The organism is Alicyclobacillus fodiniaquatilis (assembly GCF_042678105.1).
Taxonomy (GTDB): domain Bacteria; phylum Bacillota; class Bacilli; order Alicyclobacillales; family Alicyclobacillaceae; genus Alicyclobacillus; species Alicyclobacillus fodiniaquatilis.
This window is the reverse complement of the sequence record NZ_JBHUCX010000089.1, coordinates 22,488-38,444: the sequence shown is the minus strand read 5'-3', so window position 1 is coordinate 38,444 and position 15,957 is coordinate 22,488. Positions and strand designations below refer to the sequence as shown.

Here is a 15,957-nt window from a genome sequence, read left to right as displayed (position 1 = left end):
GAACATGATGTCGGCTCGAGGGTTGGCCAAACGAATTGGCGTATTGCTTCTTACTGTCATTGCGACGATGATCATTACTTTCCTGCTCTTGCGGATGATGCCTGGTAACATCGTTGGCAATCTAGCCAGAACTTATGCAAGCACCTATGCAGTTCCGATTGATCAAGCGTATCAAATCATTGCAGGCATGATTCACTACAATCCGAAACAACCGATTGATCAACAATTTTACACGTATATCAAAGGGATTTTGCACGGCAACCTCGGTCAGTCCATCATCAATACGAATGTATCGGTAGACCAGGTGATTGGTCGCGCGTTACCGTGGACCGTGTTTACACTCAGCATCTCCTTGGTTGTCAGCTTCTTGATTGGCATTAACCTGGGGAGCATCATGGCGTGGAAACGCAAGTCGATTTTGGATCCAATCATTTCGACCTATGCGATTCTTTCGACCGCTGTTCCATCATTTATCATCGCAATTTTATTACTTGTGTTTTTCGCCTTTCAGCTCGCTTGGTTCCCTGTGCAAGGCGCTTATGGCGCACAGGAGACGCCAGGTTTCAACATTCCATTTATGTTGAGCGCGTTGTATCACGCGGTACTGCCGATTATTACGTATATCATTGCGTCACTCGGCGGGTGGGCATTATCCATGAAAGGGAACGCCGTCAACATCCTCGGTGAAGATTACATCACCGCAGCTTACATTCGCGGTGTGCCAGATTCTAATATTATGAAAAACTATGTAAAGAAAAATGCACTGTTGCCGCTCGTCACGTCATTGGCGCTGCAATTCGGTATGATGATAGGCGGTTCGACCATTATCGAATCCTATTTCAGTTATCCAGGCATGGGGTACTACATTGGACAGGCAACGTCCAATCGTGACTACCCAGAGATGCAAGGGTTGTTCTTGGTGACGGCCGTGGCCGTGATGATTGCTAACCTGATTGCGGATTTGTTGTACACGAAGCTGGATCCGCGCGTGAAACTGGAGGATTGATGTCCGATGAGTACAATGATGACCACACCGACAGGTGAACCAACAGTTCGCTATACATTCGATAGAAAGTTAAAACCGAATGCGGTCAAAGCGTTTTTTACCACCATTTACCGCAACAAAAAAGCGTTTATCGGGATGATCATCCTTTTGTTCTTCCTGTGCATGGCAGTGTTTGGTCCGATGGTCATTCATCTCAACATGACTGTACAGTACAATGAGCGTTACCAGGGGCCATCACTTCACCATTTGCTAGGGACCGATTACGCCGGACGCGACACGTTTGGTCAAGTGGTTTACGGTTCCAGGGACGTCTTGCTCATCGGCTTTTTCGCCTCTTTGTTCACCATCATCATCGGGGTGATTGTTGGGACCGTTTCTGGTCTGATTGGCGGAAAGTTTGACACGATTTTAATGTTCATCACCAACCTGTTTCTGACCATTCCGAGTTTTCCGGCGATGATGATTATTGCGGCGCTGTTCTCCATCACAGACCCGATTTTGTTTGCCGTCATCCTCAGCGCGTGGCAGTGGGCAGGTTTGGCCAGAGCAGTTCGTTCGCAAATCTTCTCTCTCAAGCAGCGTGAATTCATCAAGGTTTGCCGCGTGATGGGCTTGGGTACTGGCTACATCATTTCGCGGGAAATCATGCCGAACATCGCTTCTTACATCAGTATCAGTTTCATTCAAACCATCCAAGGTTCCATCGTCGCCAGCGTTGGTTTGATGTTGCTTGGTTTGGCGCCGTTCTCCATCACCAACTGGGGCACCATGTTGAACCTGGCCATTCAAAACACGGGCGGTATTTTCAACCCACGCGGCTATTACTATCTGTTGGCGCCGATTGTCTGTCTGTCATTGTTCCAAATGGGGAGCATTTTCTTCAGCAACGGTATTGATGACGCAATGAATCCTCGCTTGCGTACAAACAGTTAAGCTGGAGTTGAATGGATGCCAACCTCTACGTGTATGATCACCGTAGAGATGAAGGGTGGATACATCTGGCAATCGGATCATCGCGAATGACGGTACTCATTTGTGACAATTCGTTGTAGGATGAAGGTACGAATGAAAACGGATTCTAGGAGGCACAGAGATGAGCGAGAACGTCATTGAAGTTCGCGGCTTGACGGTCGACTTCCCCTTGCGCGCTGGCAACATTCGGGCGGTCAATCACGTCAATTTTGATATACCAAAAGGCAAGATCACAGCGTTGGTGGGCGAGAGCGGCAGTGGGAAATCCACCATGGCTTCGGCCATTTTGCGCTCGGTATCTTCGCCAGGTTTGATTTCTTCCGGTGAAATTTTCTATCAAGGCGAGGATGTACTGAAATATAACAAGGAAAAGATGCAGAGATTTAAGTGGTCCAAAGTTTCGATGGTGTTCCAGGCTGCCCAAAATGCGCTGAATCCAGTCATGACCATCAGAGAACAGGTCATAGAAACGGTTCGTGCGCACGATGCCAAAATTACGGAAAAGAAAATCTTAGATAAAGCAAAAGAGCTGCTTGAGTACGTACGCTTGGAACCCGGGCGTGTTTTGGCGGCGCACCCGCACGAACTTTCTGGTGGCATGAAGCAACGTGTCATGATTGCGTTCAGTTTGTTGCTCAACCCAGAACTGGTCATTTTGGATGAACCGACGACCGCTTTGGACGTCATTACGCAAGCGTATATTTTCGACATCCTCGCCCAGATTCATGAGGACATGGGCACGACGATGCTTTTGATGACCCACGATATCGGCGTGGTGGCTCGCTTTGCAGAGCGGGTGGGCGTGATGTACGCAGGGCGTTTGGTGGAAGTTGGCGATGTCTACTCGATATTCGATAACGCGGATCATCCATACACGTCCAACTTGATGAAATCGGTGCCGTCGTTGTTGTCCAATGACGATTTGCAGCCAATTGTGGGTTCAACGCCGAACTTGTTGAATTTGCCGTCTGGCTGTCCATTTCATCCCCGTTGCAAACAGGCTAAACCTGTATGTAAAAGGGTGGATCCTGTCATGGTGGAGACGGGTGTGGATCACCTGGTCAATTGTCATATTCATTCCAATGAAGAATATGCGCGGGAACAGCACCTTGATCTTGAGGAGGTTCGAGTTTGATGGCTGTACAAGATATGCGTAAGGTGAAACCTTTATTGGAACTGGAAGATGTCAGCGTCATTTTTGAGCGTAGGCAGGGCCTTTTCAGCGAACCGACCAAAATCGGTGCTGTGGTGGATGTGAATTTTGGCATTTACCCAGGGGAAGTCGTCGCGCTCGTTGGTGAAAGCGGTTGTGGCAAAACGACGCTGGGCAATGTGGTCACAGGATTGCAGAAACCGACCCACGGGAAACTGTCGTACAACGGTGTCGATCTCGCCAAAATGAACAAGCAACAATTACAAGAGTTCAGACGTGGCGTGCAAATGGTCCAACAGGACTCTTATGCGGCGCTCAATCCGATGCGCACGATTTATCAGTCGTTGTCGGCGCCGATTTTGCAAAAGAAAATTGTCAAGAAAAAAGACGTCTTCCAACGGGTTTGTGAACTGCTGAGCACGGTGGAATTGAATCCGCCAGAACAGTTCTTGTACAAATATCCACACCAGCTTTCAGGCGGACAACGGCAACGTGTTCTGATGGCGAGAGCCATCTCGCTCAATCCGAAAATCATTGTCGCTGACGAGCCGGTTTCCATGATTGACGTATCGTTGCGCATCTCGATTTTGAATTTGATGGCTTCACTAAATAAGAAGATGGATATTGCGTTCATCTACATCACGCACGACTTGTCTACCGCGAAGTACATTGCGCAAAATGGAAGAATTGCCGTGATGTATTTAGGCAAGCTTGCGGAAATCGGCAATGTGCGCCAGGTCTTGGCCAATCCGAAGCATCCATATCTACAAGCCTTGCTTTCTGCGGTGCCCGTGCCAGATCCGAAGGTGGCTAAGGGGAATCGGTCGATTCCGTTGAAGAATTTCGATATGCCAAGTCCCGCCAATCCGCCGAAAGGATGTCGCTTGCATCCAAGATGTCCTTACGCGGAAGCGCGGTGTGAAACGGTTGAGCCACAATTGACACGTGTAGATGCAAGCGAGGTGGCTTGTCATCGGGCGAGTGAAATACCGGCTTGGAACTTGGTGCCCGCTCAATAAGCGATAGGAGGCGAGAGACGTGATCGAAAAAAGTGATATTATTGCGCGGACGACATTTCACATAGCGATTACTTTTATCGTGTTGTGTTTACTGGCGCTTCCTTTTTCGACGATGTCGTCGGGGTCGTTAGTGGTGCTGGTGTACTCGCTCATCATCAACGGTGGATTAGTTGCCTTTATCCTGGTGCGGGGCGCCATTCGTCGTCGTATAGCGATGCGCGAGGAATAAGTGACGTGTAGCATTCGCACATTCGCAGCAGAGCAAAATGCGAATTCATCACAGGATAGGCCGTCATACCGCTTATATCAGCGGCACCATGGTTATGTTGCAATGAAGAGATTATTTCATATCATATAAATGCGTACGCCTCTAGTGACCCATGTTTCTAGGGGCGTACGCATTTCATGACTGGCACAATTTTTGGAATATGCTATCATATTGGGTTTATAGACCGCAGTGATCAGCATAAGGTAAGGATGGGTGACGGTTGGATGCGTACTCTACATGAACATCATGACATGAATGAGCCTATGTATTCGAGGAGACAGTCCACACCGTTTATCTCAGTGGTTGTGCCGGTGTACAACGAGTCACTGGTGATTGAGCACACCTATCAAAGACTGCGGTCTGTGTTGGAACAGTTATCTACTTTATATGAAGTGATTTTCGTCAATGACGGCTCCCAGGATGATACACAAGCAAAGCTGTTGCGGCTGGTCCATTTACAGCCAGAAGTGAAGGTTGTTGAATTGTCCCGTAATTTTGGACATCAAATTGCCGTCACAGCAGGCATTGAGCATGCGCAAGGAGACGTTGTGGTGCTGATCGACGCGGATCTTCAAGATCCACCGGAGCTTATCGCGCAGTTTCTCGATAAGTGGCGTCAGGGATATGATGTGGTCTATGCTGTGCGCGTTCAGCGCGAGGGAGAAAGTTGGTTCAAACGCTGGAGTGCTGGACGGTTTTATCGTTTTCTGAATCGTGCTACAGATGTGCAGATTCCGCTGGACACTGGTGATTTTCGGTTGATGAATCGAAATGTGGTCGACAGTTTGCTGGCGATGCACGAACGACACCGCTTTATTCGGGGGCTGGTGTCGTGGGTTGGCTTTGAACAAATCGGCATCCCCTACGTTCGAGCGGAACGAGTAGCGGGTGTTTCCAAATATCCGCTGCGTAAAATGGTGCGCTTTGCAGTTGATGGTGTGACGTCATTTTCGCACCGTCCTTTGCAATGGGCCTCAAAGCTGGGCTTCTCGTCCAGCATATTGGGGTTTGTTGGCATTTTGGCGATTTTGTATATGAAACTGTTCACGCATTCGGTTGTTCGGGGCTGGACGTCGCTGATGGTGGTTGTGCTGTTTCTTGGTGGTGTACAATTGCTTGTGCTTGGTATTCTGGGAGAGTATATCGGACGAATCTATGATGAAGTGCGAGCTCGCCCGTTGTATTTCGTCAAAGGGCTTTATAATTTTAAGCATGGCTCCGAAACCAGTAGAGACGACCGCGAAAGGGAGTGAAGAAAATCGCGTATGCGAATTCCGGCTTTTTGCATGAAAGGAAAGAGAATGATACGTCGCTGCGAAGTGTAGTAGGTATCGCAAAAATCATAGGTGTCTTCATCCTTCATTTTGCGGTCTTGTTGATTGGTTTTGCATTTCCCATCCAGGATGCGCAAAGCCACTTGCGCTTGACAGGCACTTGGTTCGATCACTTCATGCAGTGGGATGCGCAGTGGTATGCTGCTATAGCAAAATACGGGTATCAATTGCCTCTTGATGTGCAACAAGCATTCACCGTGACTGGCAATGCAGTCCCTTTTTCTCCAGCGCTGCGCACAACAGCTTATTTCCCTGGGTTTCCGTTGATCATCCACTTGTTTGGCAGCACAGGCAGCATCATCGTGGGAAGCCTGGTGTTCATTGCGACTTTGGTGCTGATGTATCTGCTTGTTGAACGCAGGTTTGGTGATACAGCTGCGCTGTTTGCCATTATATTGTATGCCATCAATCCGGCGGCCATCTATGAGAGCGCTTTATATGTAGAAGTATACAGTGTCTTATGTACGTTGCTCATTGTGTATGGTCTCACAAAGGCGTCCCGCACAGGAGATGTGATCGCCTGTATTGCTGGATTCATGGGCACGAGTCTGCATGAATTAGGACTGATTTCTATTGTATTTGGTTTGCGCTTTTTCCAGCGAAGACAATATAAGTTCGGCATCATTTACGGCCTTTCCGTCGTAGCGCCCTGGTTTTTGTTTGTCGCCTATCTCTGGGGACGCTATCAGCAGCCGTTTGCAATTTTTCATGCTGAAACAGCTTGGCAACGCGTTTGGCGCTTTCCAGGCACGGGTTTAGTGCAGTCGTTGCCGCATATGAGTCTGAATACGCTGTATGTGTGTGGGTTTGTGTTGTTGATCATTTTGTACGTATACGCTTCTCTTAAATGGAACTTTACGGAAGGTCGGCTCCATGAAGCGGGTGTTGCTTCATGGGACACAAGTCTTTGGGTGATCGCACTTGCACTTACTTCGCTCAGTACCTACATTCCAGGGGCGCCACTGACTAGTGTACTGCGTTTCTTAAGTGTTATCTGGCCCATTTATGCACTGATATGGACAAGAAAATGGTCTGATGATATGAAACTGATGATTGCAACTGGACTATGCGTGTTGTTTGGCGTATTTGATTTAGAGGGAAGTCTGCTGTTTTCACACGGTCTATTTTTTCAATGAGTGATTTGCAGAGCGTACAAAAGGAGATGGGGTACTATGCAGACAAATCTCTATTTCGTGCGCCACGCGCATTCTACATACACTCCTGATGAATTTGGCAGACCTTTATCCGCGCAAGGGATAGCGGATGCCAACAGGGTGACCGAACTCCTTTTGCGAGAAGATATCGATGTGGTCGTTTCCAGTCCCTACAAACGAGCTGTGCAAACGGTTCAAGGGATTGCTGATTTCCTGGGCAACGAAATTCTGATAGAGATGGACTTAAGAGAGCGACGGATCGCCACAAATGATGTGGATGATTTTGCGCAGGCGATGAAACAGCTCTGGACAAATCCGTTTTTTTCTTTTGCTGGCGGTGAATCCAATCATGCTGCTCAACATAGAGGTGTCAGCGCGACGCGCAATATCTTAAAAAAATACCAAGGGGACAACGTGGTCATTGGAACGCATGGCAACCTCATGGTATTGATTATGAATCATTTTCGTGGTACATATGATTTTGCTTTTTGGCAACAGCTTACCATGCCTGATATTTATAAGTTGAGTTTTTGTGGACATCACTTCGTTGATGCAAAGCGCATATGGGGTAAATTGTAATTTTTATAAAAGTTATCATTTTGAACGGTATCCTGTATGGAGAGCGGGAATAGTATAATACCCTTGACAACTGGGACAACATCATGATGAAGTATGGGGTGCTGAATCTGGAAATTAAAATGGCAACGTTACCGCTTTGGTGGCTTGTATCAATAGGAATCACGCTTTCATGTTTCTTAGCAATTTATTGGAATAGTGACTGGGAGAAGTATGCCAGACCCTTTTGTCGTGTGACCATCTTTATCACTTTGGCGACCCTCTCGCAAATTATGATGATGTCTGTACATAACGGCAGTCAAGCTCAATTGTGCTACAGCATTGCTTTTCCGATGGTATTTCTCGAGCAAATGGCCGGCATTCAATCGTTTATGGTCATGTTCGAGTACAAACACGTCTTCCGCTTCGATAGAGTTTTAGTGTTCGGTTTATTGTTTCTGGTGATCTCTGTGCTATTCCGTAAAGATATCTACCCAGTGATGCAGCAAGTGCCTGACGGATATTGGTTTGCTCCAGTAAAATCGGCCATCGGGTTCAATATCTTAAAGATGGTACTCTATGGAGGCACTTGGGTCGCACTGTTTACGGTCGTCATTATCGGTTTGCATCGCCAAGGCTACCGTCGACGGTGGCCGTATGGTCTTTCTATATTGATCTTTGCCTTTAGCTATTTTAATGACTCCATCCTGATACAACATCATCACACCGTGTATCCGACCGCTTGGATCGTCGCCATCTTATTTTTTGTCCTGTTGCTGGGAGAAGTACATTGGCATATGAAAGATCTTTACGAACGCTTAAATCACGATGTGTTGACACACGCATATTCACGCAGCTTTGGGGAGATGTACTTATCCCAAATGCTTGAGCAAAATGATGTCGGACTTATTTATGCGGATGTCGATAAATTCAAAGAGATCAATGATACGTATGGCCACCAGGTGGGGGATACGGTTCTAAAAAACATGGTGGATCTGGTCAAACCAATTATGAAGAAGCCAAATGTGCTTGTCCGGCTCGGCGGGGATGAGTTTCTTTTTATTTTTCCAAAGGTTCGGCCGCAGGATGGCTTGGCTTTGTGCCGTCAGCTTGAGCGGCTCTTGAATGATCAACTGTATTTATCGCCAGATGAACATATAGGCGGAAAAAGAGAAGTGTATGTCAGCTTGGGGTGGACTTACGCACCGAAAGGGTCACGTGTATCCGATATGGTACATCAGGCAGATTTGTCAATGTATCAACAAAAGGAGAAGAATCGTATGCGGATGACGTAAAGGGGGCGGCAAGGGAGGCATCCCCCCTCCACAATTGAATAGAGGGAGGATTTACCCATTATTTTGTGTTTAGGACATTGCGATAGGCGGATCTATCGTTATACTGCCTTGTGAAGTAGTGAGCGTTATGTACATATGCCCGTCAGAGGCCGTGACATCGATGCTTAAACCGCCAATCTGCAGGTGGGCAGGGATACCTGGAATCGAAGATGTGGTATCTGCGCTTGCTACGGCAGGCATCACCGCGATTGTGGATAGTGACAATGCGCCGATTGCAATTGCACGTGGAACGAATTTCACAATATGACCTCATTTCATTATGATTTAGTGATGTCGTCAACGGACGCTAAAAAGGCATCGACGACATCTGGATGATACAAACTCCCGCGGCCTGAGATAATTTCATCAATGGCCCAGGCTTCTGGTTTCGCTCTTTTATAGGGGCGCTTGGATGTCATGGCATCGAAGCTGTCGATCACAGCGACAATGGCCGCACCTACTTCAATTGCGTCACCTTTTAAGTGGTTTGGATATCCACTTCCATTGAAACGTTCGTGATGTTGCTCCACGATGGTACTCGCATCGTGCAGATGGGGTAAGCCAGTAGAACAAAGGATCTTTTTACCAAATTCCGGATGCCTTTTCATTATATCAAATTCTTCGTGTGTTAATGTAGCTGGTTTCAACAAAATGGTGTCAGGTACATCAATTTTCCCAATGTCGTGAAAGAATGAGCCAAAGTTCAAGCAGTGCAACTGATAAGATGACAAATTCATCCGTTGGCCAATCAGCAATGAATTGCGGCGGATACGTTCGCAGTGGTCCGCAGTATATCCGTCTTTTTGTTCGATATCCACAGCCAATTGTTGAAATTTTTGTGTAATTTCACTGTAAAAATGGAATACGGCATTTGAACAAATATATAAAAAAGTCGTATCTTCTAAAGCCGTAAAAATCACATGGTCTTTAACTGGTTCGGTAGAGATGGTGTCACCTGGTGATACAATTCCTTGCCGATCACCGCTTGTATAAGCGAGACATCCAGAGATGACAAACACAGACTCCAATTCATTCCATCCGTCTTGCGGAGTAAGTCCCCAGGATCCCCCTTCATGAAGGGTATGGTGAATAATCTCTGTTCCATTTTTACTGGCCAACAGAGAAACTTCGAGTTTTCCGGTATTTACCTTCTCGATTGATTGGCCTACTTTCATGTGTCGAAGCCAGTCCATCATCTCTCCTGATTGTGGCATGTTTTTGCACCTACTTGTCTCTTTAATCCCGCATTTTGTTTTTATCTTTATCAAACGTCATTGTTTTTAAATCTTCGTGTCCAAAAATTTAAGGATTGCATTTTTGGATTGTCAAATAAGGCAATTACACTAAGCATACACCAAAGTCATCATGACCGCAGCACAGGCAGCGTTTAAGCGATGCCTCATCTCTTAAACAACGGACAAAGGACCAAACAACCTCGCTTGGTCCAATTAGGTGCTATCGGTGATGTTAAACATCACTTTGATTTGCTCAATGCAGGTCATCACATCATCTAAACTCATGCCCTCGTCGCCGACGATAACGATGTTCCGTTTACGAGTTCCGCACCGAGGGCATGATGGTAACCGATAAGGAGAGGCAGCGTCATAACCACATTTTATACAGCAATAAGTGCGCATCATGGGCAGTAACCGTTAAACGTTTGTAGTCTGAAAACTCAGTCTATATCGCTCAATCTTGTCCATTAGGTTCGGATCATCTGATTGACCAATCAAGACGAGTGTTTTTTCTCCCCGACACACTGGACATTTGCTTCTTTGTTCATAAAAAGCCGATTCGCAACCACATTTTAGACAAATGTAATAGCTCGCTTTCATCCCTTTACCTCCTGAATACCCATTTTCTCTTAATATTTTTTTATAGGAACATAATACCATGGCATATTTGAGAGGGAAAGACATTTGTTTAAAGCACTTTGAAAAAGGATAATACATTTTTTCGTAGTGTCATCACTGAGCAGTTTTGAATCGGCTTAGACGTCCATGAGGATACAGAGCGATTTCAGAAATTTGACGTGTGACGAGCGTCTGTCTTTCGTGAAATCGTCATCATGCTTCATTGTAACGAAAGCAAGGAGCCATCTTGAAAGTGTTCAATTCTCATATTTTTTCTTTAATGTGTTCGCGTTTATCGTGATATGTTGAGACGCTTTGATAATCAAAGTTAGATCTTTTTTCATCGCGGACAATTGCTTGTTATTTTTATCTACACTTCTTTTCAAGGCAGGTATGTAGTTTTGGATCATTTGTGAAATCATATTGTTATTTTGTTCGGTTAGGTTCTTGTGGTTCTTCATCTCTTGATGAACGCTCGCAAATCCAATGTCCATTTTTTGGTGAACGTCGGTAAAGCGTTGATCGACCTTTTCGAAACGCTGATCTACCCCGTCGAAGCGCAGATCGACCTTTTCGAAGCGTTGATCGACCTCGTCGAAGCGTTGATCGACCTTTTCGAAACGCTGATCGACCTCGTCGAAGCGTTGATCGACCTTTTCGAAACGCTGATCGACCTCGTCGAAGCGCAGATCGACCTTTTCGAAGCGCAGATCGACCTCGTCGAAGCGTTGATCGACCTTTTCGAAACGCTCATCGACCTCGTCGAAGCGTTGATCGACCTTTTCGAAACGCTGATCTACCCCGTCGAAACGTAGTTCCACCTTTTCGAAGCGTTGATCGACCTCGTCGAAACGTAGTTCCACCTTTTCGAAGCGTTGATCGACCTCGTCGAAACGTAGTTCCACCTTTTCGAAGCGTTGATCGACCTCGTCGAAGCGTTGGTCCACCTTTTCGAAGCGTTGGTCCACCTCGTCGAAGCGTAGTTCCACCTTTTCGAAACGCTGATCTACCCCGTCGAAGCGCTGATCCACCTTTTCGAAGCGTTGGTCCACCTCGTTAAAGCGCTGACCCATCTCCTTACGGAGATCACGAATCTCATGATTTAATGAAGTATTCATTTTATCGAATTGAGATGTAAGAAACGTTTCCAGTTCTTTGTCCATCAAAATCACCTCATGCTTCTGTAGTTAAAAAGGCAAGTGCGTCTTGATCTGAGTATAGACGGTGCCCATTATCCCTACAATGCACGTTTTGGAGATAGAATGACTACAAAGGAGAATGGCATGAAGCGCTTCTTTCGTTCTATAGGACTTATGAAGCCAAAGATTTCTGCAAAGGGAAACGCTTGTCCTCAAAAAAGAGGTTCCAGAGACGGGAACCTCAACATTTACTCAGCGTTTCTTTAGCAACCTCCGATTGCGCCTGTTGCTGGTACTAGCAATACGAACAAAACAAAGATAATCAAGAACACAACTGCCCACTGCGAATAGCCGCCAAAGACACCCATTTAAACAACCTCCTATGTGATGGCATGCTTTATCCTACGTAACAGGAAAATTGAATCCAGGTACAGATGACGATTTATGTGGGCAATTCATGGCATATATGTCATGGCGCATCATCGTGTGCAACGGGAGGTGGGGCGGCCTGTCTCGTTTGTGCGCATGGTTGTCGCAGCACTGAATAGGCGCGTGTGTTCTACAAGTTCGTGTCGCCGTAATTCATCTGTTGCGGTTTGTGGCGTAATCCATATGCAGGCTTGGCTTAAATTGAAGAGCGTAAATATTTTATCTATTAGTCAGATATAATCATTGACATTAGGTTAATCTAATTGTAATATCTGAACCATAATACATGATTGAATTAGTCATGTTTAAGTTCGGCGGAAGTTCTGCTGTTTTTCTAGCAGCGATCCGCATAATTTAGGGAGGTCTTTTGACAATGAGCCGTTCACTTAGAACCAGCCTGGTTTGCCTGGCGGGAGCGGTGCTTATTGCAGTATTGGTTTGGCAGGCAATTACATCGGCAGGTAACCCGGATCCGACTGCCCATGGAATTTCGCCAACTGCAGGGATCGTGGATACGGCCGTTTTGGTCTATCGCGAAGGTCTGGAATGTATTTTGGTGTTATCCGCAGTCGTCGCTGGCCTGATACGCACGCAAAAAGTGTATTGGAAACCCATCGCAGGCGGAGCTGGCATCGGCTTTTTGGCTACTTTGGTGACTTGGTTCATCCTAGTGAGCATTTTGGCGCTTGTTTCCATGACTGCCTCTGAAAACAGTGTTCAGGCGGCAACAGGTCTTTTGGCGATTGTCGTGTTGCTCATCGTCATGAACTGGTTTTTCCACCGGATTTATTGGACTGGGTGGATATCATTCCAGAACCGCAAGAAGAAAGAACTCATTAATTCTATGGAATCTGCACCCACTGATTCGGTTGAAGTTGCAAAATCGGTCGCATATAAAGGGCTGGTTGTTCTCGGTTTTGCTTCGGTGTATCGGGAAGGCTTTGAAGTGGACATCTTTCTGCAAAGCATTCGGCAACAGTGTGGTATCACAAATGTCGTTCTCGGGACTGCCTTCGGTATGGTGTTGATTTTAGTCACCGGTTACTTCACATTCTTGGCGCATCAAAAATTGCCCTATAAAAAAATGTTGGTATTTACCGGGATTTTGTTGGGTGTCGTCTTTGAAATTATGATTGGCGAGCAAGTCAATGAGATGCAGTTGGCCAATTGGATCCCGACACACAGCTTGTCCGTGAATTTCCCGGCCTGGGCAGGGACGTGGTTTTCTGTCTTCAATAACTGGGAGACCATCATCACTCAAATTGCTGCAGCCATCTTTGTCATCGGATCGTACTATGCAGCTCGTGCGAAAAAGCCAAAGTCGCGGCGCAATGCGGTTGCATCGAGTTCACCTGCGGAAAGTTGATATCGTACAAGGTTTGCTGACGGGCTGATTACATATCTGCCTTGAACATGTTAGGTTCCATCAATATTTAATTCATTATTCAAATCAATCGAAACATGATGTCTACATCTATGAATGAATTTTAGGAACAACGAGCCGTCATGTCTGGGCATCTCCATACATGGCGGTTGTTGTTGAGAAGGCAATAGAAGGGTACGAGAACCTGTTTTATGCATTATAAAGATGACTAAATTAGTCATGTATCCGATTTGAACGTGTGGGCGCTCGGCGCCTTTTACATATCTGGAGGAATGCTTCGTGGTCAGAACAATCAAAACATTGGCCTTGACAACAACCATGATGGCAACATTGGTGGGGCTGGTTGGCTGTGGTGATCAGTCTAATTCAACTTTCACTTCACAAAACTACGCTTCTTCTGCAGGGAATTCATCGCAAGCAACATATCACGTCGTGAAAGACGAGGCAGGACATGAGGTCAAGGTTCCGATGAACCCGCAGCGGGTGATCGCGCCGTATTTGGAAGATCCATTGACTGTGTTGGGGATCAAACCGGTTGCACAGTGGGCGGATGGCAATACCACTTTTAGTTATATTCCGGAGTTAAAAGGATTGCCGGAAATCAGTTCCGACATGCCGGTAGAACAGGTGCTGAGCTACAATCCGGACCTTATCATCATTCACAATTCTGATTTGGTGAAGAACGATAACCAGTATGCAAAGATTGCGCCTACTTTTGAATTTAAAAATACATTGACTAGCAGTTGGAAGCAGACGTTGCTGACGTTGGGCAAGGTTTTCAACAAAACCAATGTGGCGAAGCAGGCGATTCAACAGTATGACCAAAAGGCGCAATCCGCCAAAACAGAATTGCAAAAAGTGGTGGAAAAAAAGACGGTCGCTATCCTTTGGATTGAGGGGAAGGACATCTATCTGGTCTCGCGTGGACGGCAAAGCGGGGGTGTTCTCTATGATGATTTGGGCCTGACGCCGCCAAAAGCCGCGAATAAGAAAGCACTTGGTCCGTTCCCGCAACTTTCTCTAGAGGAACTACCAGAATTAAATGCGGATTACATATTCGAAGTGCCAGAAGATTCGGCAGGCCAAGCGCAGTCGAACACAGTCACCAACAGTCCCATCTGGCAGTCGCTGAAAGCGGTCAAAGAAGGCCACGTATACAAAGAGGATTACGGGAATTGGATCAACGACGGGTTCTATGCAGACGAGAAAACCATCAATGACACGCTGAAAGCGCTGGTGAAATAATCGGCGCGTGATGACGCTGTCCGTTAGATGAACAGCCATCGCACAGAAGTTGTTGAGTGGAATTGGAGGTAGTGGTGTGAATGTCTTGGACAAGGTTGTCTCAACTGGTGTTGTAGTCGGTTTGGCAGTGCTAGGTGCCACCGCTTGCGGCGCGCAGACAGGAAAATCTGCGTCAACTTCACAGCCAAAGAGTCACGTTGTGAAGGACAGTTACGGTCATTCTGTGCGTGTGCCCGTCGATCCAAAACGGGTGGTGGCGCCTGACTTTGAAGTTCCATTGTTGGTGTTAGGCATCAAACCTGCCGCTCAAGAGTCCACGAGCGGTTCACAACCAGAATATGAGTATTTACAACCGCAATTAAAGGGTGTACCCACAGTGAACTTCACAGGAGGGTTGAAACCGGAAGATGCGCTGAAGTTTAATCCGGATCTTATCATTCTCGATAATTCAAATTGGGTGACCACTGATCTTTACAAACAATTTACCAAAGTTGCTCTGACTTATGAATTTAACAATACTGTGTCAGGTTCCAATCCGTGGCCAAACCACTGGCGGAACGATCTGCTGAAATTGGGCAAGATTTTCAACAAGAGCACGGTTGCACACCAAGCCATCCAAAACTATGACAAGCAAGCGGCTGCCGCAAAAGTGAAAGTGCACCAGGCAATTGGCGACAAAAGCGTCGCGTTGCTTTATTTGTCCGGTAAAACATTGGCGGTCATGGGCACCGGATGGTGGGACAGCGCCCCCGTACTCTACGACGATTTGAAGTTGACCCCGCCAGCCTTTTCCATAGGAAAGTCGTATGATCAGATTTCCCTGGAAGAATTGCCGAAAATGAAGGCGGATTACATCTTTTTGATCGATGCGGATACATCAATGAGCTCCAATCCACTGTTCTCCAATCCTGTGTGGAAAAACCTCTCTGCCGTGCAACAAGGTCATATGTTTAAGGTGAGCGGCAGCAGCAGCTTTTTTGGCATGGGCGCCATCACAAATGCATTGACGATTAAGACGGTGGTTAAGGATCTGACGAAGTGATTTGAATTGTGGATTGTTCAAGTTGGCTGAATGAGATGTCAACCCTACGTCAGCTCTATGGCTCTAACTA

General features: G+C 46.5%; 15 protein-coding genes. 12 read left to right on the top strand and 3 right to left on the bottom strand.

Translation table 11 applies throughout. The annotated features are described in order from the left end of the window. Window positions 1-7 precede the first annotated feature (7 nt). The 9 genes from ACFSB2_RS21300 to ACFSB2_RS21260 all read left to right on the top strand — a co-directional run bounded on the left by ACFSB2_RS21300 (window position 8) and on the right by ACFSB2_RS21260 (window position 8,756). Window positions 8-1,006, top strand: a complete 999-nt coding sequence (locus ACFSB2_RS21300) for an ABC transporter permease (protein ID WP_377945126.1) — start codon at window positions 8-10, stop codon at window positions 1,004-1,006. Window positions 1,007-1,012: 6 nt separating this feature from the next. After that, on the top strand, window positions 1,013-1,939 hold the full coding sequence (locus tag ACFSB2_RS21295) for an ABC transporter permease (RefSeq protein ID WP_377945125.1): 927 nt from the start codon (window positions 1,013-1,015) through the stop codon (window positions 1,937-1,939). Window positions 1,940-2,099: 160 nt separating this feature from the next. Further along, complete coding sequence (locus tag ACFSB2_RS21290) at window positions 2,100-3,113, top strand: ABC transporter ATP-binding protein (protein ID WP_377945124.1); 1,014 nt, start codon at window positions 2,100-2,102, stop codon at window positions 3,111-3,113. Continuing rightward, a complete protein-coding gene (locus tag ACFSB2_RS21285; RefSeq protein ID WP_377945123.1) occupies window positions 3,113-4,150 on the top strand; it encodes an oligopeptide/dipeptide ABC transporter ATP-binding protein in 1,038 nt (345 codons plus the stop codon). The genes ACFSB2_RS21290 and ACFSB2_RS21285 overlap by 1 nt, the downstream gene beginning before the upstream one ends. Before the next feature lie 19 nt (window positions 4,151-4,169). Then, window positions 4,170-4,379, top strand: coding sequence for a hypothetical protein (locus ACFSB2_RS21280; protein WP_377945122.1), 210 nt, complete (start codon window positions 4,170-4,172; stop codon window positions 4,377-4,379). Window positions 4,380-4,681: 302 nt separating this feature from the next. Then, on the top strand, window positions 4,682-5,671 hold the full coding sequence (locus ACFSB2_RS21275) for a glycosyltransferase family 2 protein (protein ID WP_377945145.1): 990 nt from the start codon (window positions 4,682-4,684) through the stop codon (window positions 5,669-5,671). Further along, window positions 5,668-6,888 (top strand): hypothetical protein, encoded by a 1,221-nt coding sequence (locus ACFSB2_RS21270; protein WP_377945121.1) that lies wholly within the window; start codon window positions 5,668-5,670, stop codon window positions 6,886-6,888. Before ACFSB2_RS21275 ends, ACFSB2_RS21270 begins: the two co-directional genes overlap by 4 nt. Before the next feature lie 36 nt (window positions 6,889-6,924). After that, window positions 6,925-7,485 carry a histidine phosphatase family protein gene (locus tag ACFSB2_RS21265; protein ID WP_377945120.1) on the top strand — a complete coding sequence of 187 codons (561 nt, stop codon included), beginning with the start codon at window positions 6,925-6,927 and terminating at the stop codon, window positions 7,483-7,485. Window positions 7,486-7,571: 86 nt separating this feature from the next. Continuing rightward, the gene (locus ACFSB2_RS21260) at window positions 7,572-8,756 is read left to right on the top strand and encodes a GGDEF domain-containing protein (RefSeq protein WP_377945119.1); all 1,185 of its coding nucleotides are present in this window, start codon (window positions 7,572-7,574) and stop codon (window positions 8,754-8,756) included. A 69-nt stretch (window positions 8,757-8,825) separates the two neighbouring features. On the opposite strand, the gene ACFSB2_RS21255 is transcribed toward ACFSB2_RS21260, so the two are convergent. The 3 genes from ACFSB2_RS21255 to ACFSB2_RS21245 all read right to left on the bottom strand — a co-directional run bounded on the left by ACFSB2_RS21255 (window position 8,826) and on the right by ACFSB2_RS21245 (window position 11,811). Further along, entirely contained in the window at window positions 8,826-9,056 is a 231-nt protein-coding gene (locus ACFSB2_RS21255; RefSeq protein ID WP_377945118.1) for a hypothetical protein, read from the bottom strand. 17 nt (window positions 9,057-9,073) lie between these two features. After that, window positions 9,074-10,009 (bottom strand): HD-GYP domain-containing protein, encoded by a 936-nt coding sequence (locus tag ACFSB2_RS21250; RefSeq protein WP_377945117.1) that lies wholly within the window; start codon window positions 10,007-10,009, stop codon window positions 9,074-9,076. 896 nt (window positions 10,010-10,905) lie between these two features. Beyond that, window positions 10,906-11,811 carry a hypothetical protein gene (locus ACFSB2_RS21245; protein WP_377945116.1) on the bottom strand — a complete coding sequence of 302 codons (906 nt, stop codon included), beginning with the start codon at window positions 11,809-11,811 and terminating at the stop codon, window positions 10,906-10,908. Window positions 11,812-12,589: 778 nt separating this feature from the next. On the opposite strand from ACFSB2_RS21245, the gene ACFSB2_RS21240 reads away from it, so the two are divergent. The 3 genes from ACFSB2_RS21240 to ACFSB2_RS21230 all read left to right on the top strand — a co-directional run bounded on the left by ACFSB2_RS21240 (window position 12,590) and on the right by ACFSB2_RS21230 (window position 15,887). Then, window positions 12,590-13,582: an FTR1 family iron permease gene (locus ACFSB2_RS21240; protein WP_377945115.1), complete on the top strand. Its 993-nt coding sequence runs from the start codon at window positions 12,590-12,592 to the stop codon at window positions 13,580-13,582. Window positions 13,583-13,879: 297 nt separating this feature from the next. After that, on the top strand, window positions 13,880-14,845 hold the full coding sequence (locus tag ACFSB2_RS21235; protein WP_377945114.1) for an ABC transporter substrate-binding protein: 966 nt from the start codon (window positions 13,880-13,882) through the stop codon (window positions 14,843-14,845). Window positions 14,846-14,921: 76 nt separating this feature from the next. Next, window positions 14,922-15,887 carry an ABC transporter substrate-binding protein gene (locus tag ACFSB2_RS21230; RefSeq protein ID WP_377945113.1) on the top strand — a complete coding sequence of 322 codons (966 nt, stop codon included), beginning with the start codon at window positions 14,922-14,924 and terminating at the stop codon, window positions 15,885-15,887. The last annotated feature ends 70 nt before the right edge of the window (window positions 15,888-15,957 follow it).